This is a genomic window from Delftia sp. DT-2 (assembly GCF_028401915.1).
Taxonomy (GTDB): domain Bacteria; phylum Pseudomonadota; class Gammaproteobacteria; order Burkholderiales; family Burkholderiaceae_C; genus Comamonas; species Comamonas tsuruhatensis.
Window position 1 is genome coordinate 347,793 of sequence record NZ_JAQOTI010000006.1, and the last position, 19,337, is coordinate 367,129.

15 protein-coding genes are annotated in these 19,337 nt (G+C 68.4%); 8 read left to right on the forward strand and 7 right to left on the reverse strand.

All coding sequences use genetic code 11. The annotated features are described in order from the left end of the window. Positions 1-5 precede the first annotated feature (5 nt). From PO605_RS13085 to PO605_RS13095, 3 genes are read right to left on the reverse strand one after another with little or no spacing between them, the layout of a single operon-like run. The gene (locus PO605_RS13085) at positions 6-1,178 is read right to left on the reverse strand and encodes an L-rhamnonate dehydratase (protein WP_047471979.1); all 1,173 of its coding nucleotides are present in this window, start codon (positions 1,176-1,178) and stop codon (positions 6-8) included. Between the two features lie 28 nt (positions 1,179-1,206). After that, entirely contained in the window at positions 1,207-2,235 is a 1,029-nt protein-coding gene (locus PO605_RS13090; protein WP_047471977.1) for a 4-hydroxythreonine-4-phosphate dehydrogenase PdxA, read from the reverse strand. Between the two features lie 7 nt (positions 2,236-2,242). Continuing rightward, a complete protein-coding gene (locus PO605_RS13095; RefSeq protein WP_034367281.1) occupies positions 2,243-3,214 on the reverse strand; it encodes a Bug family tripartite tricarboxylate transporter substrate binding protein in 972 nt (323 codons plus the stop codon). Positions 3,215-3,328: 114 nt separating this feature from the next. Between PO605_RS13095 and PO605_RS13100 the strand changes: the two genes are divergently transcribed. Next, on the forward strand, positions 3,329-4,285 hold the full coding sequence (locus PO605_RS13100; RefSeq protein WP_047473884.1) for a LysR family transcriptional regulator: 957 nt from the start codon (positions 3,329-3,331) through the stop codon (positions 4,283-4,285). Here PO605_RS13100 and PO605_RS13105 read toward each other — a convergent pair. Further along, positions 4,282-5,211 carry a LysR family transcriptional regulator gene (locus PO605_RS13105; RefSeq protein ID WP_016447520.1) on the reverse strand — a complete coding sequence of 310 codons (930 nt, stop codon included), beginning with the start codon at positions 5,209-5,211 and terminating at the stop codon, positions 4,282-4,284. The two genes, PO605_RS13100 and PO605_RS13105, sit on opposite strands and share 4 nt — an antisense overlap. 126 nt (positions 5,212-5,337) lie before the next feature. On the opposite strand from PO605_RS13105, the gene PO605_RS13110 reads away from it, so the two are divergent. From PO605_RS13110 to PO605_RS13120, 3 genes are all read left to right on the forward strand, one after another. After that, positions 5,338-6,120 (forward strand): putative hydro-lyase, encoded by a 783-nt coding sequence (locus PO605_RS13110; protein ID WP_047473885.1) that lies wholly within the window; start codon positions 5,338-5,340, stop codon positions 6,118-6,120. A gap of 232 nt (positions 6,121-6,352) precedes the next feature. Next, the gene (locus tag PO605_RS13115) at positions 6,353-9,985 is read left to right on the forward strand and encodes a hydantoinase B/oxoprolinase family protein (protein ID WP_047473886.1); all 3,633 of its coding nucleotides are present in this window, start codon (positions 6,353-6,355) and stop codon (positions 9,983-9,985) included. A gap of 126 nt (positions 9,986-10,111) precedes the next feature. Further along, on the forward strand, positions 10,112-11,401 hold the full coding sequence (locus PO605_RS13120) for an MFS transporter (RefSeq protein ID WP_047473887.1): 1,290 nt from the start codon (positions 10,112-10,114) through the stop codon (positions 11,399-11,401). A 28-nt stretch (positions 11,402-11,429) separates the two neighbouring features. Here PO605_RS13120 and PO605_RS13125 read toward each other — a convergent pair whose 3' ends face one another. Next, the gene (locus tag PO605_RS13125; protein WP_047473888.1) at positions 11,430-11,939 is read right to left on the reverse strand and encodes a DUF1993 domain-containing protein; all 510 of its coding nucleotides are present in this window, start codon (positions 11,937-11,939) and stop codon (positions 11,430-11,432) included. A 116-nt stretch (positions 11,940-12,055) separates the two neighbouring features. On the opposite strand from PO605_RS13125, the gene hxpB reads away from it, so the two are divergent. The 4 genes from hxpB (at position 12,056) to PO605_RS13145 (ending at position 17,455) form a co-directional block, all read left to right on the forward strand. Next, on the forward strand, positions 12,056-12,751 hold the full coding sequence (gene hxpB, locus PO605_RS13130; protein ID WP_231574515.1) for a hexitol phosphatase HxpB: 696 nt from the start codon (positions 12,056-12,058) through the stop codon (positions 12,749-12,751). Between the two features lie 162 nt (positions 12,752-12,913). Beyond that, on the forward strand, positions 12,914-13,534 hold the full coding sequence (locus tag PO605_RS13135) for an RNA polymerase sigma factor (protein WP_047473890.1): 621 nt from the start codon (positions 12,914-12,916) through the stop codon (positions 13,532-13,534). Beyond that, on the forward strand, positions 13,531-14,565 hold the full coding sequence (locus PO605_RS13140; protein ID WP_272206542.1) for a FecR family protein: 1,035 nt from the start codon (positions 13,531-13,533) through the stop codon (positions 14,563-14,565). The genes PO605_RS13135 and PO605_RS13140 overlap by 4 nt, the downstream gene beginning before the upstream one ends. 271 nt (positions 14,566-14,836) lie before the next feature. Beyond that, positions 14,837-17,455, forward strand: a complete 2,619-nt coding sequence (locus tag PO605_RS13145; protein ID WP_047469924.1) for a TonB-dependent siderophore receptor — start codon at positions 14,837-14,839, stop codon at positions 17,453-17,455. A gap of 196 nt (positions 17,456-17,651) precedes the next feature. On the opposite strand, the gene PO605_RS13150 is transcribed toward PO605_RS13145, so the two are convergent. Then, positions 17,652-18,734 carry a metallophosphoesterase gene (locus tag PO605_RS13150; protein WP_016447512.1) on the reverse strand — a complete coding sequence of 361 codons (1,083 nt, stop codon included), beginning with the start codon at positions 18,732-18,734 and terminating at the stop codon, positions 17,652-17,654. A 95-nt stretch (positions 18,735-18,829) separates the two neighbouring features. After that, entirely contained in the window at positions 18,830-19,330 is a 501-nt protein-coding gene (locus tag PO605_RS13155; RefSeq protein WP_017406729.1) for a dihydrofolate reductase, read from the reverse strand. Positions 19,331-19,337: the final 7 nt, after the last annotated feature.

A 19,337-nucleotide genomic window follows, 5' to 3' on the forward strand; every position in this document is an offset into this window, starting at 1 on the left:
CTCCCTCATTCGACGATGCGGAACTGGTCCAGGTACTCGGTCTTGAGCGTGAGGCCCAGGCCCGGCACATCGTCCCTGAGCTGCAGGAAGCCGTTCTCGGCCACGGGCTCGCCGTCGAAGATGTACCAGAACAGCTCATTGCCCACTTCCACGTCGAAGATGGGAAAGTACTCGGCCATGGGCGAGGCCAGCGTGCTCATGGTCAGGTGGTAGTTGTGCATCTGGCCCGCATGCGGGATGACGGGCACGCTGAACGCCTCGCACAGCGCATTGATCTTGTGCGCGGCCGTGATGCCGCCCACTCGGTTGGTGTCGTACTGCACGACGCTGACGGCCTTTTTGTCGAGCAGCTGCTTGAAGCCGTAGAGGCTGAACTCGTGCTCGCCGCCCGAGATCGGAATGCTGGTGAGGCGGCTGAGTTCGGCGTAGCCGTCGATGTCGTCGGCGATCACGGGCTCCTCCAGCCAGCGCGGCTCGAACTTCTCCAGCTTGGGCAGCATGCGCCTGGCGTACTCCAGGTTCCAGCCCATGTAGCACTCCAGCATCAGGTCGCAGTCGTAGCCTATGACTTCGCGCACGGCCTCGACCGAGCGCAGGTTCTCGCGCACACCTTCCTGCAGATGGGCCGGGCCGTAGCCGAAGCGCATCTTGAAGGCCTTGAAGCCCTGGTCCAGGAATTTTTGCGCCTCTTGCTGCATGGCCTTGAGGTCGGTGCGGTAGAGCTTGCTGTAGTAGCAGGGAATCCTTTCCTTGGTGCGCCCGCCCAGCAGCTTGAACACGGGCTTGTTCACGCTCTTGCCCAGGATGTCCCAGATGGCCAGGTCCACGGCCGAGATGGCGGCCATGGTCACGCCCTTGCGGCCCCAGGCGTGCGTGGCGCGGTACATGCGCTGCCACAGGTATTCGTAGTCCCACGGGTCGTGGCCGATGACCAGGGGCGCCAGGTACTCGTCGATGATGGCCTTGGCGATGCGCGGCGCCAGCGCCACGTTGCCCAGGCCGACGGTGCCGTCATCGGTCTCGATCTCCACCACCGTCCAGGAATGGAAGCGGAAGGTGGACATGGTTTCCTGCGGCGCATAGAGCAGGTCCATGGCGTTGGAGCAGAAGTTGCCCTGGGGCGGCACGGTCTTGCCTTGCCACTCGTAGACGCGGGCGCGGACGGATTTGATTTTCATGATGGTGAGGGCGGGGGAGTGAAGTCAGTCAGGACAGGCGCGCGGCGCCCATGCGGCAGGCGATCAGAAAGGCCTGCCAGGTGGCCTCCACGCTGGCCCGGCCCTGGCCCGCGATGTCATAGGCCGTGCCGTGGGCCGGCGTGGTGATGGGGATCGGCAGGCCGCCCTGCACGGTCACGCCGCGCGAGAAGCCCAGCAGCTTGATGGCGATCTGGCCCTGGTCGTGGTACATGGTCACGATGGCCTGGTACTCGCCCGCCTGGGCCTTCAGGAAGATGGTGTCGGCCGGGAAGGGGCCGTGGAACGGGTCGGGCGTGGGCCAGTCGCGGGCCTGCAGCGCGCGCACGGCCGGCGCGATGATGTCGATTTCCTCGCGCCCGCAGGTGCCGCCGTCGCCGTTGTGCGGGTTGAAGCCCGCAATCGCCACCTTGGGGGCCGCCATGCCGCTGGCCAGCAGCGCGCGGTAGATCAGCTCGGCCGCCTGGGCGATGCGCTCCTGGCTCAGATAGCCGGCCACGTCCCTGAGCGGCACATGGGACGAAATGCGCGAGGTCCACAGATCGCCCAGCGTGTTGAATTCGCAGAAATAGCCGCTCACACCCAGGTACTCGGCAAAGTGGTGCAGCTCGTCCTCATGGCGCAGGCCGCCCAGCTTCATGGCCTGCTTGTTGAGCGGCGCAAAGCAGATGGCGTCGATCTGGCCGGCCTGGGCCGCGTCCATGCACAGGTCCAGCACCTGCAGCACCGAGCGCCCGCCTGCGGCTTCGGCACGACTCTGGTGCACGGCATCGGGGGCCACCGTGTCCAGGGCCAGGAAGGCGGGCAGGGCGGTATCGGTGCGGCCACGTGCATGGGCCATGCTGGCGATGGGTGTGGTGGCCACCTGCAGGCCCGCGATGCGCTGGCCCTGCTGCCACAGCCAGGGGTCGCCGGCCAGCACGATGTTGGCGTTTTGCATGGCCTCGGGCCGCGCCAGCAGGCGTGCGATCAGTTCGGCGCCTATGCCGGCGGGATCGCCCAGGGTCAGGGCGACGACGGGAAGTTCGGATGCGGGCATGTGCGGCTCAGTCGATCTTGATGTGGTTCTTGCGGATGATTTCGCCAAAGCGCTGGTACTCTGCGTTGTGCAAGGCAATGAACTCCGCCTGGCCCATGGGCTGCAGCTCGGCGCCCACGGCCTCCAGGCGCGTGCGCGTCTCGGGCATGGCCAGCACCTTGTTGACTTCGTCGTGCACCCGGGCCTGCACGGCGCGGGGTGTGGCCGCTGGCATGTAGATGCCGTACCAGGCGCCTATCTCCACGCCGGGCAGGCCGGCCTCGGCCAGCGTGGGCACCTGGGGCAGCTGGGCGTTGCGGCGCGGCGACGTCACGCCCAGCGGGCGCAGCTTGCCGGCCTTGATCTGGCCGATCACCGAAGGCATGGTGTCAAAGCTCATCTGCACCTGGCCGCTGACCAGGTCCACCAGGGCGGCGGCGCTGCCCTTGTAGGGCACGTGGGTCAGTTCAATGCCGGCCGCGTCCTTGAACATCTCGGCCGCGATGTGCTGGGTGCTGCCCGTGCCGCTGCTGGCGAAGTTGATCCTGCCGGGCTCCTTGCGGGCCAGGGCGACCAGTTCCTGCACCGAGTTGGCGGGCAGGTTGTTTCCCACCACCAGCACATTGGGCACTGCGCCCACATAGGCCACGGGCACCAGGTCGCGGTTGCTGTCGTAGCCCAGCTTGAGCAGGTGCGGGGCGATCGCATGGGCCGTGACCACGCCCATCACCATGGTGTGCCCGTCCGTGGACTTGGCCGTCATGTCCACGGCCAGGGTGTTGGAGACGCCGGGGCGGTTTTCCACGATCACGGGCTGGCGCAGCAGCGGCGCGAGCCGGTCGGCCACGGCGCGTGCCATGGCATCCGTGCCGCCGCCCGGGGCCGAGCCCACCAGCATGCGCACGGGCCGCGCGGGCCAGTCGGGCGGGGTTGGCGGGGTTTGAGCGGTGGCGAGCGAGGGCAGCAGGGCGGCTGCGGCCAGCAGGATGCGGCGTTGCATGTCTTGTCTCCGGTGCTTTTGTTGTGGGCCCATGCTAGGCAGGCAATTGATTGCCGTAAACTGAAAATTGCTGATGAATGGATAACTCCAGGCAATCAATTCAAAGGGACTTCCATGGGCTCCATCGACCGCAGGGACAGCACGCCGCAACTGCTCAACCGCCTGCGCATGCGGCAGGTGGCGCTGATGCTGGCCATAGAGGAGCAGGGGACGCTGCGCGGCGCTGCAGCCCGGCTGGGCCTGAGCCAGCCGGCGGCCACCAAGATGCTGCATGAGCTGGAAGGCGCGCTGGGCCTGCCGCTGTTCGAGCGCGTGGGCCGCGGCCTGCAACTGAACGCCGCCGGCGAGCGCGTGACGGGCTACTTCCGCCACCTGCGCGGCGGCATGGAGGCGCTGAACCGCGAGCTGCAGGAACTGCGCGAAGGCAGCGCGGGGCGGCTGGCCGTGGGCAGCATCATGGCGGCGTCGCCGGGCCGCCTCACGCAGGCGCTGCTGGCGCTCAAGCGCCAGTGGCCGCTGTTGTCCATCGAGGTGGCCGTGGACACCAGCGACCGGCTGCTGGCGCAGTTGCAGGACGGGGTGCTGGAGGTGGTGGTGGGCCGTCCGGCCGGGCCGTCCGACGCGGATCACCGGTTTTGCTCGCTCGATGATGAGGCCCTGTCCATCATCGCGGGCTGCGGCCATCCGCTGGCGCGTGCCCGCAGCGTGAGCTTTGCGCAGCTGCAGGCCCATGGCTGGGTGCTGCAGCCGCCGGGCAGTCCCATGCGCGCGCTGATCGACCAGGAGTTCCAGGCCCACGGCCTGCCGCTGCCGCGCGGCCTGATCGAGACGGGCTCCATCCTCACCACCATGAACCTGGTGCGCAACTCCGATCTGGTGGCCGTGATACCGCAGGCCGTGGCCCGCGACCATGCCGAGCACGGCATGGTCCGCATCCTGCCCTACCGCATGCGCCGCAACCTGCAGTCCTACGGCAGCCTGGTGCGCCGCGACCGGCCGCTGAGCCAGGCGGCCGCCAGCTTTCTGGCGCTGTTGCACGGGCAGGAGCCGCCGCCGGCATCCGCGCCCTAGCCGATGTACCGCACCAGATGCGGGCTGACCCGCTTGCAGTAGCTCTTGCAGACGCGGCGCAGCACTTGGGCGGTGTCGGTGACGCCGGGCGGCGGGCTCTTGGGGTACCAGGTGGTGATGCGAAAGGAGGGCGGCGTGGGCAGATCCAGCTCCACCAGCTCCCCGCTTGCCAGCTGCGGCGCCACCAGCATGCCGTGCATGATGGCGACGCCCAGGCCCTCGCGCACCAGCGAGACCAGGGCCGCCAGCGAGGGCGATCCCGAGATGCGCAGATCGCTGGAGACCATGCCGCTTTGCACGGCCAGTTGCTGTGCCATGGCCACGGCCTGCTCGTAGGGGCCGGTGCCGCGCATCTGTGTCAGCAATTGCTTGCCCAGCGCCTTGTGCAGTCCATCCTTCCTGGGCACCAGGCCCCGCCTGGCAATCCAGTGCACGGGCACCTCCAGCAGGTTTTCGACCACGGCGAACTGGGGGTCCACGCCGCTGCCGGTGCGCACGATCAGGTCCAGGTCGCGCCGCATCATCTGCTCCGACAGGTGGGTGCTCAGATCGACGGTCAGGTCCAGCTCGATGTGCGGCAGGCTGGCGCCCATCGCCTTGACGAATTCGGGCAGGAAGGTGTGTACCGCCGTCTCCAGCACGCCGACCCGCAGGCGGCAGCCGATGGCGTCGTCGGACCTGGCGGCACGCTCCAGGGTGCGTGCGGCTTCAATGACGGCCTCCGCATGCCGCAGCAGCCGGGCGCCGGCGTCGGTGATCTGCAGCGTCTTGCGGTCCCAGTGGAACAGGGTCACGCCCAGGTCCGACTCCAGCCCGCGTATGCGCATGGAGACGGCGCCGGGGCTGGCGTGGACCAGTTCGGCCACGCGGCGCACGCTGCCGATGCGTGCCAGCAGCACAAAGGTTTCCAGAAAGCGGATGTTCATGGGGGTCTGCGCGGGCTGCGGTGGCTGTTCAGTTTTTCTGGGAGAGGCTGCGCACAATTCCTGAGTGGACCGGTGGCCTGCTGCTTTTTACATTGGGAGGCATCTCCACTCAATAGAGGCTCACCCATGACGCACTGGACCCATCCGACCGAGTTCCGACAGGAGGTGCGCGCCGGCCGCTTTCGCGGGCAGACGGCCGGGCAGTGCCCCGGCTACACCCAGGGCAACCTGGCGATATTGCCGCGCGAGTGCAGCGAGGAGTTCCTGCGCTTTGCTCGCCTCAACCCCAAGTCCTGCCCGCTGATCGGCGTGACCGAGCCCGGCAGCAGCCGCGTGCCCGAACTGGGCGATATCGATCTGAAGACCGACCTGCCCTCGTACTGGGTGTTTCGCGATGGTCACAGGGCCGAGCAGGTGAATGACCTCACGGAGCTGTGGCGCGACGACCTGGTGGGCTTCGTCATCGGCTGCTCCTACTCCTTCGAGGACGCGCTGCGCGAGGCGGGCGTGCCCGTGCGCCACATCGATGAAGGCCGGGGCGCGCCCATGTTCATCACCGACATTGCCAACGGCCAGGCGGGCCGGTTCGGTGGCCGGATGGTGGTCAGCATGCGGCCCATGACGGCCGCCCAGGCCATCCGTGCGATCCAGGTGACTTCGCGCTTTCCCAGCGTGCATGGGGCGCCCGTGCACCTGGGCGATCCCGCGCAGATAGGCATTGCCGACATCGACAGGCCGGACTTCGGCGAGCCCATGGCGCTCAGGCCGGGAGAGATTCCCGTGTTCTGGGCCTGCGGCGTGACGCCCCAGCAGGCCATACGCTCGGCGGCCCTGCCATTCGCCATCACGCACGAGCCGGGCCACATGCTGGTGACGGAGTTGCGCAACAGCCATCTGGCCGCGTTCTGACGGCCTGCCTGCCTGGCATGGGTCCGCTTCGGCGGGCCTTTTTCTTTGCGTCGCTGGCCGGCAAGGGGCCGCTCCTGTTCAGTTTTCGTGAACAGAGGGGGCGAAAACTTCTCGATGGACGCGGTCCAGGGGCACTTTTAGATTGGACGCCAGTGGTGGGCACCGGCGGAGGGCCGTGCTCCAGGCCACGGTTTTCCTGACTTCAACTTCGAGACAAACGGGTTCCGACACCATGCAAGAACGCTCCACTCCCCATGACAGGCGCTGGCAATTCTGGATAGACCGTGGCGGCACATTCACCGACATCGTGGGCAAGCGGCCCGATGGCAGCCTGGTCACGCACAAGCTGCTGTCGGAGAACCCCGAGCAGTACCGGGACGCGGCCGTGGCCGGCATCCGCCACCTGCTGGGGCTGGCGCCGGGCGAGCCGGTCCCCGCCGATCAGGTGGAGTGCGTGAAGATGGGCACCACGGTGGCCACCAATGCGCTGCTGGAGCGCAAGGGCGAGCCCACGCTGCTGGTGACCACGCGGGGCTTTCGCGATGCGCTGCGCATCGCCTACCAGAACCGTCCGCGACTGTTCGACCGCCATATCCAGTTGCCCGAACTGCTCTACAGCGAGGTGGTCGAGGCCGTGGAACGTGTGGATGCCCATGGGAAGGTGCTGCGCGAGCTGGACGGGCTGCACCTGCACACGGCGTTGGCCGCAGCCCATGCGCGCGGCCTGCGCAGCGTGGCCATCGTCTTCATGCATGGCTACCGCCATACGCGGCATGAGCAGATGGCGGCGCGCATTGCGCGGCAGTTGGGTTTCACGCAGGTCAGCACTTCGCACGAGACCAGTCCGCTGATGAAGTTCGTGAGCCGGGGCGATACCACGGTGGTCGATGCCTACCTGTCTCCCATCCTGCGCCGCTATGTGCAGCAGGTGGCTGCAGAGATGCCGGGAGTGCGGCTGTTCTTCATGCAGTCTTGCGGAGGGCTGTCCGACGCGGGCAGTTTTCAGGGCAAGGACGCCATCCTGAGCGGGCCGGCCGGAGGCATCGTGGGCATGGCGCGCACGGCGGGCCTGGCCGGGCACGACAGGGTCATCGGTTTCGACATGGGTGGCACATCCACCGACGTCAGCCACTATGCAGGCGCCTTCGAGCGCGAGTTCGAGACCCAGGTGGCCGGCGTGCGCATGCGCGCGCCGATGATGAGCATCCACACCGTGGCCGCCGGCGGCGGCTCGGTGCTGGCCTATGACGGTTCGCGGTTCCGCGTGGGACCCGAGAGCGCGGGTGCCCATCCCGGCCCGGCGAGCTATCGCCGCGGCGGTCCCCTGGCCGTGACCGATGCGAACGTGATGGTCGGCAAGGTCCAGCCGCGCTACTTTCCCAGCGTGTTCGGGCCTGCCGCCAACGAGCGACTGGACGGCGAGGCCGTGCGTGTCCGCTTCGAGGAACTGGCGCGGCAGACGGGGCGCACTCCCGAGGACGTGGCCGAGGGCTTCATCCGCATCGCCGTGCAGCAGATGGCCAACGCCATCAAGAAGATCAGCGTGGCGCGCGGCTATGACGTCACGCGCTATACGCTGCAGTGCTTCGGCGGCGCGGGCGGCCAGCATGCCTGCCTGGTGGCCGATGCGCTGGGCATGTCCCGCGTGTTCGTGCATCCGCTGGCCGGCGTGCTCAGCGCCTACGGCATGGGCCTGGCGGACCAGACCGTGATCCGCGAGCAGGCCATGGAGCTGGCGCTGACTGCCGAGGCCCTGCCGCTGATCGCCGAATGCCTGGATGCGCTGGGCACGGGCGCGCAGGCGGAGCTGGAGCGCCGGCAGGTCGGCGCAGGCCCTGTGCAGGTGCGGCACAACGTGCATGTGCGCTACGAGGGCTCCGATTCCGCCTTGGTCGTGCCCTTTGGCTCCCTGCCGGGCATTCAGTCGGCTTTCGAGTCGGCCTACCGCCAGCGTTTCGCCTTTCTGATGGCGGGCAAGGGCCTGGTGGTGGAAGCCGTGTCGGTCGAAGCCGTGATTGCGGGCGATGCGCCCGGCGAGCCGGTGCTGCCGGAGCATCCGCCGCGCGAGCATCCGCGCCGCGAAACCGTGCGCATGTACTCCGGCGGCGCCTGGCATGGCGCGGCCCTGGTGGTGCGCGAGGACCTGCGGCCCGGCGACGTCATTGCCGGCCCGGCCATCATCGCCGAGCGCAACGCCACCACCGTGATCGAGCCTGGCTGGTCGGCCAGGCTCACCGGGCTGGATCACCTGGTGCTGGACCGGGTGGTGCCGCGCAAGGTCGAGTACGCGGCCGGCACGACGGTGGACCCTGTGCTGCTGGAGGTCTTCAACAACCTGTTCATGAACATCGCCGAGCAGATGGGCCTGCAGCTGCAGAACACCGCCTATTCGGTGAACATCAAGGAGCGGCTGGATTTCAGCTGCGCGCTGTTCGATGCCCGGGGCCATCTCATCGCCAACGCGCCGCACATGCCCGTCCATCTGGGCTCCATGGGCGAAAGCATCCAGACGGTGATCCGCAGGAATGCCGGGCGCATGGCCCAGGGCGATGTCTACGTGCTCAACGACCCCTACCAGGGCGGCACCCATCTGCCGGACATCACCGTCATCACGCCGGTCCATATCGCCGGCGAGGCATCTCCGACCTTCTACGTCGGCAGCCGGGGCCACCATGCCGATGTGGGCGGCATCACGCCGGGCTCCATGCCGCCGTTTTCCACGCGCATCGAGGAAGAGGGCGTGCAGATCGACAACTTCAAGCTGGTCGATCGCGGCGTGCTGCGCGCCCAGGAGATGGTCGAGCTGCTGCAAAGCGGCGAGTACCCGAGCCGCAACCCGCAGCAGAACCTGGCCGACCTGAAGGCCCAGATCGCGGCCAATGAAAAAGGCGTGCAGGAGCTGCACAAGATGGTGGCGCAGTTCGGCCTGCCCGTGGTGCAGGCCTACATGGGCCATGTGCAGGACAACGCAGAGGAGTCGGTGCGCCGCGTCATCACGCGGCTCAGGAACGGGCAGTTCACGCTGCCGCTGGACAACGGCGCGCAGATCCGCGTGGCCGTCACCGTCGATACGGCCGAGCGAAGTGCCGTCATCGATTTCTCGGGCACCAGCGTCCAGCAGACCAACAACTTCAATGCGCCGCGCGCCGTGTGCATGGCGGCCGTGCTCTATGTGTTCCGCACGCTGGTGGACGACGACATTCCGCTCAACGCGGGCTGCCTCAAGCCTTTGAAGGTCATCATTCCCCAGGGCTGCATGCTCAACCCCAATGCACCGGCCTCGGTGGTGGCGGGCAACGTGGAGACCTCCACCTGCATCACCAATGCGCTGTTCGGCGCGCTGGGCGTGATGGCGGGCAGCCAGCCCACCATGAACAACTTCACCTTCGGCAATGCGCACCACCAGTACTACGAAACCATTGCCGGCGGCAGCGGCGCGGGCGCGGTGCTGGACGCCGAGGGCCGGGTGGAGCGCGGGTTCAACGGCACCAGCGTCGTCCAGACGCACATGACCAATTCGCGCCTGACAGATCCGGAGGTGCTGGAGTTCCGCTTCCCCGTCATGCTGGACAGCTATGCCATCCGCGAAGGCTCGGGCGGCAGCGGGCGCTGGCATGGGGGCAGCGGCGGTGTGCGGCGCGTGCGCTTCCTGGAAGCCATGACGGCCAGCATCCTGTCCAACGGACGCCTGAACCCGGCCTTCGGCATGGCGGGCGGCCAGCCGGGACAGCCGGGCATCAACCGTGTGCTGCGCGCCGATGGCCAGGTCGAGGCGCTGGAGCACATCGGCGCCGTGCAGATGCAGCCCGGCGATGTGTTCGAGGTCTGCACGCCGGGGGGCGGCGGCTACGGAACGGCGGCCTGACACGCCGCCTGCAGGGGTCTGTCCGGGTGGTGGATGAGGGCCGCCCGGCCAGGCCTGGTTCATCACCGATGCAATGCCATTGAAGGCAAGACGCTTCTGCATACCGAAGCGCAAGGAGACTGAAAAATGACAAGCCTTGACAATGCCAAGCCCCTGGCTGGCGAACAGTCGCAGGGCAGCTGGCTGGGCCAGCTCGAACCCCGGGAAAAACGCGCACTGACGGCCTCGTTCGGCGGCTACGCGGTCGATTCCTTCGACTACTACACGCTGCCCTTGGTCACGCCGATCCTGCTGTCGCTGTGGGGCATGAGCAAGACCGAGGTCGGCCTGATCGGCACCTCGACCCTGGTGGCCTCGGCCATCGGCGGCTGGATGGCCGGCATCCTGGCGGACCGCTACGGGCGTGTGCGCGTGCTGCAGTGGACCATCCTCGTGTTCGCGCTTTTCACCTTCGCCTGCGGCCTGGCGCAGACACCGGGCCAACTGCTGCTGGCCCGCACGCTGCAGGGCCTGGGCTTTGGCGGCGAGTGGGCCGTGGGCTCGGTGCTGATCGCCGAGACCATACGGCCGGCCTTCAGGGGCAAGGCGGTGGGCCTGGTGCAAAGCAGCTGGTCCATAGGCTGGGGCGCGGCCGTGCTGGTGTCCATGGCGCTGTTCTCGTTTCTGCCGCCCGAGATGTCATGGCGGGCCATGTTCCTGCTGGGCCTGCTGCCGGCCCTGCTGATCCTGTACATACGCCGCACCGTCAAGGACCCCGAGGTCTACCTGAAGACCCGCGCCGCCGTGGGCCGGGGCGAGCGCAGCGGGCACTTCCTGGACATCTTCAAGGGCGGCATGCTCAAGACCACGGTGCTGGCCAGCCTGATGTTCACCGGCATGCAGGGCGGCTACTACGCCATTGCCGTGTGGCTGCCCACCTTCCTGAAGAACGAGCGCCACCTGACGGTGCTGGGCTCGGGCGGCTACCAGTTCATGTTCATCTTCGGCGCCTTTGCAGGCTACCTGTGCGGTGCCTACGCCTCCGACCGGCTGGGCCGGCGCCTGGCCTTCACGCTGTTCGCCATCGGCGCCGGCAGCCTGGCCTATGCCTATACGCTGCTGCCCATCACCGATGCCTGGATGCTGGTGCTGGGCTTTCCGCTGGGCTTTTTCATGTCGGGCATCTTCAGCGGCGCCGGAGCCTTCCTGGCCGAGCTGTTCCCCAACGAACTGCGCGGCTCCGGCCAGGGCTTTTGCTACAACTTCGGCCGCGGCATCGGGGCCACCTTCCCTGCGCTGGTGGGCGTGCTCAGCGACCGGCTGGGCCTGTCGCTGGGCATGGCCATCGGCATCTGCGCCACGGCGGGCTACGTGATGGTGGTGTTGTTTGCCATGTGCCTGCCGGAGACGCGAGGCCGGGATCTGGCCGCGCAGTGAAGCGCTGGCCAGACCGGCCCCGGCACGCTCAGTAGCTGCCCATGTAGTCGCGCTTGCCGACCTCGACGCCGTTGTGGCGCAGCAGGGCATAGGCGGTGGTCACATGGAAGAAGAACTGCGGCAGGCCGTAGTGCAGCAGGTAGGCGCTGGCGGTCAGCTTCTTTTCCTTGGGCGTGCCGGGGCGCAGCACGATCTCGCGGGACTCGCTTTGCGCGAACTGCTCGGGTGCGAACGAGCCCACATGGTCCAGCGCCTTGGCGATCAGCGCCTGCAGTTCGGCAAAGCTGGTCTGCGTGTCGGGCCACGAAGGCACCTCGGCGCCGGCCAGGCGCGAGGCGATGCCCTTGGCGAAGTCCGCAGCAATCTGCACCTGGCGCACCAGCGGGAACATGTCGGGGAACAGGCGGGCCTGCAGCAGGGCGTCGGGATCGATGTTCTTCTGCGCGGCGTGTTCCTCGGCCTTTTTGAGCACGTCGGACAGGGCCTTCAGCATCTGCTGCAGGACGGGAATGGAGGCGGTGTACAGGGGGCTGGTCATTGCGGGCTCGCTAAGGATTGTGAAGGGCTGGCAATCGCATGCATCTGCATCCATCGCCAGCCGGCACAGGCTAACAGCAACTGCTTTCACTTGCCGCCTGCGCTAGCATGCGCGCCATGCAAATCCCTGAAGCCGCTCCCTCGTTCGCAGGCCTTGGCCAGGCCGGATTCGGCGCCGCCATCTTCGACATGGACGGCCTGCTCATAGACTCCGAGCCCTTCTGGAAGCGTGCCGAACGCGAGTCCTTTGCCGAGGTCGGCATCGACATCACGGCCGAGATGTCCCGCGTGACGGCGCCCATGACCACGGCGCAGGTTGCCGCGCACTGGTACGCCCACCGGCCCTGGCAGGGGCCCAGCCAGCGCGAGCTGGAGAGCCGCGTGGTCGCGCGCGTGGCGGCCCTGGTCAGCGCGCATGGACAGGCCCTGCCCGGCGTGCGCGAAACACTGGGCGCCTGCCGCGCCCTGGGCTGGCGCGTGGCGCTGGCTTCGAACTCTCCTTTGTCTTTGTGCCACCACACCCTGGATGCGCTGGGCCTGCGGCCGGCGTTCGACGCCATCGTCTCGGCCGAGCAGGTGGTGCGCGGCAAGCCCGCGCCCGACATCTACCACTTCGCGGCGCAAAGCCTGGGCGTGCCGGCCGGGCGCTGCCTGGTGTTCGAGGACTCGGTCTCGGGAACACATGCGGCGCGGCAGGCCGGCATGACCGTCATCGCCGTGCCGTCCGAGGACCAGTGCTTCGACGCGGCGCAGCCTGCGCCGAACTGGGTGGTGCCCACGCTGGTGGCGCTGCATGGGGCAGCGGACCGGTAAGGCATCCGCAGCACCCGCATCGCATGGCGCGTGCCGGCCGCAAGGGTGTTGATGAGAACCATTCTCAGTACAATCGCCGCCCGTGCCGTTCTTCTTCGTCCTGTCCGTTTCCCATGCTGGCCTGCCTGCCCGCGTCCAGACCGCCGTGCCGGGAGCCTGCCCGTGAGCGCGCGCGTGCCTGGCGCGGACGATGATGCCGCCCCCTCCCTGCTGGCCCGCGTGTATGCACGCTGGCACCAGCCTCTGCGCCGCCTGCTGGGCCGGCAGATGCGCAACCGCGAGGATGCCGAGGATGCGGTGCAGGAGGTCTTCGTGCGCTATGCGGCCTCGGGCAAGGCCCTGCCGCCCGATGAGCAGGAGCCCTATCTGCGCGTGATCGCCCGCCATGTATCGCACGATGCCTGGCGCCGCTCGGCGGGCGCGCCGGGGCGCGAATCGGTCTCGCTGGATGAACACATGGAACTGGCGCAGCAACTGCCGGCCGGCGAAGGCTCGGACCCCCTGCAGGCGGCGCACCACCGCGAGCGCCTGTGCCGCCTGGAGCAGGCCATGGCCGAGCTGCCCGAGCGCCGCCGCGAGGCCTTCGTGCTGCACAGCATCGACGGGCTCACGCAGACCGAGGTGGCGCAGCGCATGGGCATCTCGCGCCGCATGGTGCACAACCATGTGACGCTGGCCATGGCCTATTGCGAACTGCGCGTGCAGTACGGCAGCGCCGAAGACATGCGCCTGATGCAGGGCCTGCTGGCGCAGGCCGCGACGGACGGGGAGGGCCGGGAATGACGCTGACCCCGCAACGCCTGCAATTGCACGCCCGCGCCGCCGACTACTTCGCCCGCCGCCGCGAAGCCGACTGGACCGGCGCCGACGAGCGCGAACTCGACGCCTGGCTGGCCGCCGACCCGCAGCACCGCAGCATCTTCGAGAGCCTGGGGCGCACGGTGCTGGACCTGCAGCAGTTGCGCAGGCCGGCGCTGGCCTGCGACGCGGCGGCTGCGCCGCAAGCCAGGGCGAGCGGGCCGCGTGCGCAGACACAGGCCCACTTGCCCGCGCCGGCGCGTCAGCGCACACGCCGCGGCCTGATGCCTGCGTTGCTGTCGGTGGCTCTGGTCGCGACGCTGGCCCTGGGCGGCGGCTGGTATGCCTGGGACAACCACGCAAGCCATGTGATCGAGATGGCCACCGGCCCTGGCGAGGTGCGCGAGGCCGAACTGCCCGATGGCACACGGGTCACGCTGAATTTTTCCTCTAGGCTGCAGGTGCGCTACTACCCGCGCCGCCGCGAGACGGTGCTGGACCAGGGCGAGGCCTTCTTCCAGGTCGCCGCCGACCGCTCGCGGCCCTTCACCGTGGACAGCGGCGCCAGCCAGGTCCGCGTGGTGGGCACGGCCTTCAATGTGCGCGCCGGGCCGCCAGCGCTGGTGGTGAAGGTGCTGGAGGGCAAGGTGGAACTGCGTCCCGACCGCCATGCTGCGGACGACCGGCGCCTGCTGCTGGGCGCGGGCGCAGGCATGTCCGTCGATGCCCGCGACGGCACACGGCAGCCGCTGGCCGCGGGCGCGGACACCGTGGGTGACTGGCGCAGCGGCCAGCTGGTGTTCCAGCAGGCGCCGCTGACCCAGGTGGCAGCCGATCTGGCGCGCTACCTGGGCCAGCCCGTACGGGTGGATGGCGATGCGCGGCTGGCCGCGCTGTCCGTGTCCGGCGTGGCGCTGACCGGCAAACCCGAGGTGTTTCTGCGCTCGCTGCCGCACTTGTTGCCGGTGCGTGTGCAGGGCGATGCGCAAGGCGGCTGGCGAATCTCGGCGCATTGAGTGCTTTGTCTATTTGTAAATTAATGTAAACAACTCGCTTTCTCGGTTCGGCCACGTTCCCACTTTGGCGCGGTAGCGGGTTTTACCTTCATGGAGGCCGGGTTTTCTCGCGCCTCCATGGTTGCCAGCCAGGCCGCTGCCCAGTGCACAGCTCAGCCAACAACCGCGACGGCCGCGCACGCGCGTGGCGGGTGGACGCTCAACTGTCTGCCTGCCACCCACCGCGCACACCGCGACAGCGGGCAATGGACACAGTGCAGCAGGAGCAGGGATGCAAGCAGGAAAAGAACACGGCAGCGCCGCCATGGGCGCGGGCATTTGGGGAGGAGAGTTTCAGCACAGGGGCAGGCCATGGCGGCGGGCAAGGATGCCGTCGCTGGTGGCTGCAGCCCTGGTTGCGCTGGCGCAGCCTGCGGTGCAGGCGCAGCAGCCATCGTCCGTGCAGGCGGGGCAGGCCGGCCAGGCAGGGGAGCTGGCCTTCAGCATCGCGCCCCAGCCGCTGGCCGGCGCGCTGCGCCAGTTCACGCAGCAGGCCCAGCACCAGGTGCTGTTCGATCCGCAGATCGTTGCAGGCCGCACTTCGCCGGCCTTGCAGGGCCGCTTCACGCCGCGCCAGGCGCTGGACCGGCTGCTGGCGGGCACCGGCGTGACCGTGATCGATGCCGTACCGGGCGCCTATACGCTGAAGGCACCTGCCAGGGAGCCGTCGCCGGCAGCCGATGCTGCGCTGGGCACGGTGCTGGTCACGGCCCAGGCGCACGCTGGCGATACCACGGAGGGTTTGGGCTCCTATGCGGCCTCGCGCGTGTCGCTGGGCAAGGGGCAGAGCGTGCGCGAGACGCCGCAGTCCATCTCCGTGGTCACGCGCCAGCGCATCGAGGACCAGGGCCTGGTCTCCGTGGGCGACGTGATGCAGCAGACCACGGGCGTGACGGTGGACTACGCGGGCTCGGGTGGCCTGGGCGGCACGGCCAACAGCTTCTACGCGCGGGGCTTCAAGATCAGCAATGTCCAGATCGACGGAGCGGCGGTGGACGCCTTCAGCCAGGGCACCTTCGACCCCAACATGGCCATGTACGACAGCGTGCAGGTGATCCGCGGCGCGGACGGCCTGTACAGCGGCAATGGCGAGCCCGGCGGCTCCATCAACCTGGTGAGAAAGCGCCCCACGGCACAGCCGCAGGTGCTGGCCTCGGCCTCGGTGGGCAGCTGGAACCAGCGCCGGGCCGAAGTCGATGTGGCCGGCCCGCTGGCCGCCGATGGCCGGGTGCGCGGCCGCGCCGTGCTGGCGCACAGCGACCGCGAGTTCTTCTATGACTACGCCGATGCGCGCAACACCTTGCTCTACGGCATCGTGGAAGCCGATCTCACGCCTGCGACCAAGCTGACCCTGGGCGGCAGCTACGACAAGTCGGCCAGCCTGCCCTGGCGCAGCGGCCTGCCGCGCGCGGCCAATGGCGACGATCTGCACCTGCCGCGCAGCACGGCGCTGATGGCCGGCTGGGGCCACTACGACAGAACCAACAAGGAACTGTTTGCGCAGCTGGAGCAACGACTGCAAGGCGACTGGCGCGTCCGTGCCCATGCCAACTACGTCAAGGTCGACAGCGACAGCCGTCTGGCGGACATGTCCGGGGCGGTGGACCCCTCGACCGGCTTGGGCGCGGCGCTCAGCGGGTTCTCCAACGATTTCTATTCCACCAAGAAGGCGCTGGATGCCAACGTCAGCGGAACGTTCTCCCTGCTGGGGCGCAGGCACCGGCTGCTGCTGGGCGCGGACTGGGTCAAGATCCGCGACACGCAGGACACCTTTCTCTCCGAAGTGGATACGCCGGCGGGGGGGATCAGTGTGTTCGGCTTCGACCCGGGCGCCATTCCCCTGCCCAGCTTCGTCTGGAAGACGCGCAGCTTCGCGGGCTATGGCGCCACGCAGAAAGGCCTGTACGGCCGGCTCAACCTGAGCCTGACGGACCGCCTGACCGCCATCGTCGGCGCGCGCCGCGCCAGCTACGACACGCAGACGCCCTGGCTGCGCTTCGACCGGGCCGGCAATCTCACCAGCCGCATCGTGTCGTCCTATGGCGAGAGCGGCATCTTCACGCCCTACGGTGGCCTGGTCTACGACATCGACGACCGCTGGACGGCCTACGGCAGCGTCGCCGAGATCCACAAGTCCCAGGCCGACAAGCTGGGTGGGCCCTTGCCCGGCACGCCGCTGGACCCCATCAAGGGCCGCAATTTCGAGCTGGGCGCCAAGGGCGAGTTCAACGAGGGCCGGCTGATGGCCTCCATGGCCCTGTACCGCATAGAGCGCAATGGCGAGGCCGTGGCCGATCCCTCCTACCCCAACACCGACATCGGCGACGCGGGCCTGAACTGCTGCTGGCTGAGCAAGGGCAAGGTGGTCAGCCAGGGCGTGGAAGGCGAGATCTCGGGCGAGCTGGCGCGCGGCTGGCAGCTGTTTGCCGGCTACACCTTCAACCGCAACCACAACAAGACGCCGGGCATCGAAGGCATCTACCACTCCGTCACGCCCAAGCATCTGTTCAAGCTGTGGAGCACCTACCGCCTGCCCGGCGAGCTGTCGCAATGGACGATTGGCGGTGGCGCCAATATCCAGAGCGCGCATTTCGTCAGCGGCTCGGCCAATGCCTTCAATCCTGACACGGGCAAGTTCGACGGTGCGGCCGTGCCCTTCAAGTTCAGCCAGGGCGGCTATGCCGTGTGGAATGCCAGCGTGCAGTACCGCATCAACCGCAACTGGCAGGCCGTGCTCAACCTGAACAACCTGTTCGACAAGGTCTACTACCGCACGGTGGGCACCAGCGGCGGCAACAACTGGTATGGCGAGCCACGCAATGTGATGCTGACGCTGCGCGGAACGTTCTGAGGCACCCCTGAGCGGCTGCGCCGCTTCCCCCTCTCTTCGGAGGGGGGCGGACACCCTCTGGGCGTGGCGCCCAACGCCAGCAACCTGCTGGACAGGCGCTGCTACGTGCCTTCGTTCAACACGGTGTCGGGCAACAACTGCTACGGCGCACCGCGCTCGCTGCTGCTGACGCTAAGCGCCGCGTATCTGGCGCGTGCTATGCGGCAGCGGCCGCCGCAACGCCGAACTCCTCGCTGTCCGCCTGGGCACCGTCGTCGAACACCAGGCGGCGCTCAGGCCAGCGCATGGCGGCAAGCTTGAAGCGCTGCTGCGGGTCCTCGCCCGCCAGGCGGGCATTCCAGCGGCCGCCGACCGAGTAGTCCACGCAAAACACATTGCCGCGCCGGCCGTGCCAGGACAGCGGGCCCGTCTGGCCGAACAGGTTCTCGGCCTGGGCGCCGTGGAAGGACGGGCCGCCGCGATTCAGGCGCCGCCAGTAGTGGCCCACGACCACGGCCTGGGCATCCTCATATTCGTTCCACCAGGCCACGCGCTCGACGAAGCGCCACTTGCCGCCCGCGTAGAAGGGATTGCGGCATTCGCGCTCCACGCCCGAGGTCAGCACCTTCAGCGGATTGACCATGGCCTTGGCCAGTTCGCTTTCGCTGTGCGCGGGCAGGAAGGGCGGTAGCCAGTTGCGGTCTTCCAGGTCGTGCGGCCATTGCCGGCGCTCGGCGCGCATGCGCTCGGCCACCTTGTTGACCTGGGCCTGCTGGGCGGCCACGGCCTCGAAGTGGTCATAGGCGCTGCGCGCGCTGCCCGGCGGCAGCTCGCGCGCCATGGCGATCTGCTGCGGGCGCCAGGCCGCGTGGACCACGCGCAGGTCCTCGCGCTCCATGGCGATGGGCAGCCGCTCCAGCAAGGCCAGGGTGTCGGGGATATCGCACAGCGGCATGCGTGCGAACGGGGCGTACTTGGGTGTGTCGGAGGCCACGCGGCTGTCGAAGAACCAGCCGGAGCCGTCCTTGGCATCCTCGCGCAGCAGGTTGATTTCGTGGTTGCCGAGCACGGCCAGCGCATGGCCCGACTCCAGCATGGGCACCACGCGGGCCAGCACGCCCGGGCTGTCGGGACCCCGGTCGCAGAAGTCGCCCACGAAGACCAGGCGCCTGCCCTGGGGGTGGCGGCCCAGCGCGTCGTAGCCCAGGTGCCCCAGCAGATGCTCCAGCGCTTCGGCTTCGCCATGGATGTCGCCGACGATGTCGAGCGGACCGGGGGGCAGGGGCTGGACGAGGCTCATGGCGGAAAGATGCAAAAGACGGCGCAGGCTTGGAAAACCGACATTATTTGCACAGACCCGCCGTGCCCGCCAGCCCCGTTTGCGACAGGACCGTGTCAGCGCCGTTGCAGGCGCACAAAGCTGTAGGGCAGGCCATTGGCTGCCACATGGCGGCTGCGCGAGGCCTCCTGCCACTCGGGGCCCGGCGTGGGCGCGAAGGCGTCGCCTTCGTAGTCGCGTTCGATTTCAGTCACCTCGATGCTGTCGGCCAGCGGCAGGGCCTGGGCGTAGATCTGGGCACCGCCCATGACCCACACGTCAGCGGATGCCTGGCGGCCCAGCGCCAGGGCCTGCTCCAGGCTGGTGGCATGCAGCACGCCGGGGGCGGCTGGCTCGGGTGCCCAGTCCGCCTGGCGTGTGACCACGATGTTGGTGCGCCCGGGCAGCGGCCTGAAGCGGGCCGGCAGCGAGTCCCAGGTCTTGCGGCCCATGACCACGGCCGAGCCCTGGGTCAATTGCTTGAAGTGCGCCAGGTCCTCGGGCAGGTGCCAGGGCATGGCATTGTCCTTGCCGATGACGCCGTTGGCGGCGCGTGCGTAGATGAGATGGATGGCCATCGGGCGG

What these genes read in the sequence shown, in the direction of transcription:
- PO605_RS13085 (WP_047471979.1), bottom strand. Translation starts at nt 1,178, where the DNA reads ATGAAAATCAAATCCGTCCGCGCCCGCGTCTACGAGTGGCAAGGCAAG.
- PO605_RS13090 (WP_047471977.1), bottom strand. Translation starts at nt 2,235, where the DNA reads ATGCCCGCATCCGAACTTCCCGTCGTCGCCCTGACCCTGGGCGATCCC.
- PO605_RS13095 (WP_034367281.1), bottom strand. Translation starts at nt 3,214, where the DNA reads ATGCAACGCCGCATCCTGCTGGCCGCAGCCGCCCTGCTGCCCTCGCTC.
- PO605_RS13100 (WP_047473884.1), top strand. Translation starts at nt 3,329, where the DNA reads ATGGGCTCCATCGACCGCAGGGACAGCACGCCGCAACTGCTCAACCGC.
- PO605_RS13105 (WP_016447520.1), bottom strand. Translation starts at nt 5,211, where the DNA reads ATGAACATCCGCTTTCTGGAAACCTTTGTGCTGCTGGCACGCATCGGC.
- PO605_RS13110 (WP_047473885.1), top strand. Translation starts at nt 5,338, where the DNA reads ATGACGCACTGGACCCATCCGACCGAGTTCCGACAGGAGGTGCGCGCC.
- PO605_RS13115 (WP_047473886.1), top strand. Translation starts at nt 6,353, where the DNA reads ATGCAAGAACGCTCCACTCCCCATGACAGGCGCTGGCAATTCTGGATA.
- PO605_RS13120 (WP_047473887.1), top strand. Translation starts at nt 10,112, where the DNA reads ATGACAAGCCTTGACAATGCCAAGCCCCTGGCTGGCGAACAGTCGCAG.
- PO605_RS13125 (WP_047473888.1), bottom strand. Translation starts at nt 11,939, where the DNA reads ATGACCAGCCCCCTGTACACCGCCTCCATTCCCGTCCTGCAGCAGATG.
- hxpB (WP_231574515.1), top strand. Translation starts at nt 12,056, where the DNA reads ATGCAAATCCCTGAAGCCGCTCCCTCGTTCGCAGGCCTTGGCCAGGCC.
- PO605_RS13140 (WP_272206542.1), top strand. Translation starts at nt 13,531, where the DNA reads ATGACGCTGACCCCGCAACGCCTGCAATTGCACGCCCGCGCCGCCGAC.
- PO605_RS13145 (WP_047469924.1), top strand. Translation starts at nt 14,837, where the DNA reads ATGCAAGCAGGAAAAGAACACGGCAGCGCCGCCATGGGCGCGGGCATT.
- PO605_RS13150 (WP_016447512.1), bottom strand. Translation starts at nt 18,734, where the DNA reads ATGAGCCTCGTCCAGCCCCTGCCCCCCGGTCCGCTCGACATCGTCGGC.
- PO605_RS13155 (WP_017406729.1), bottom strand. Translation starts at nt 19,330, where the DNA reads ATGGCCATCCATCTCATCTACGCACGCGCCGCCAACGGCGTCATCGGC.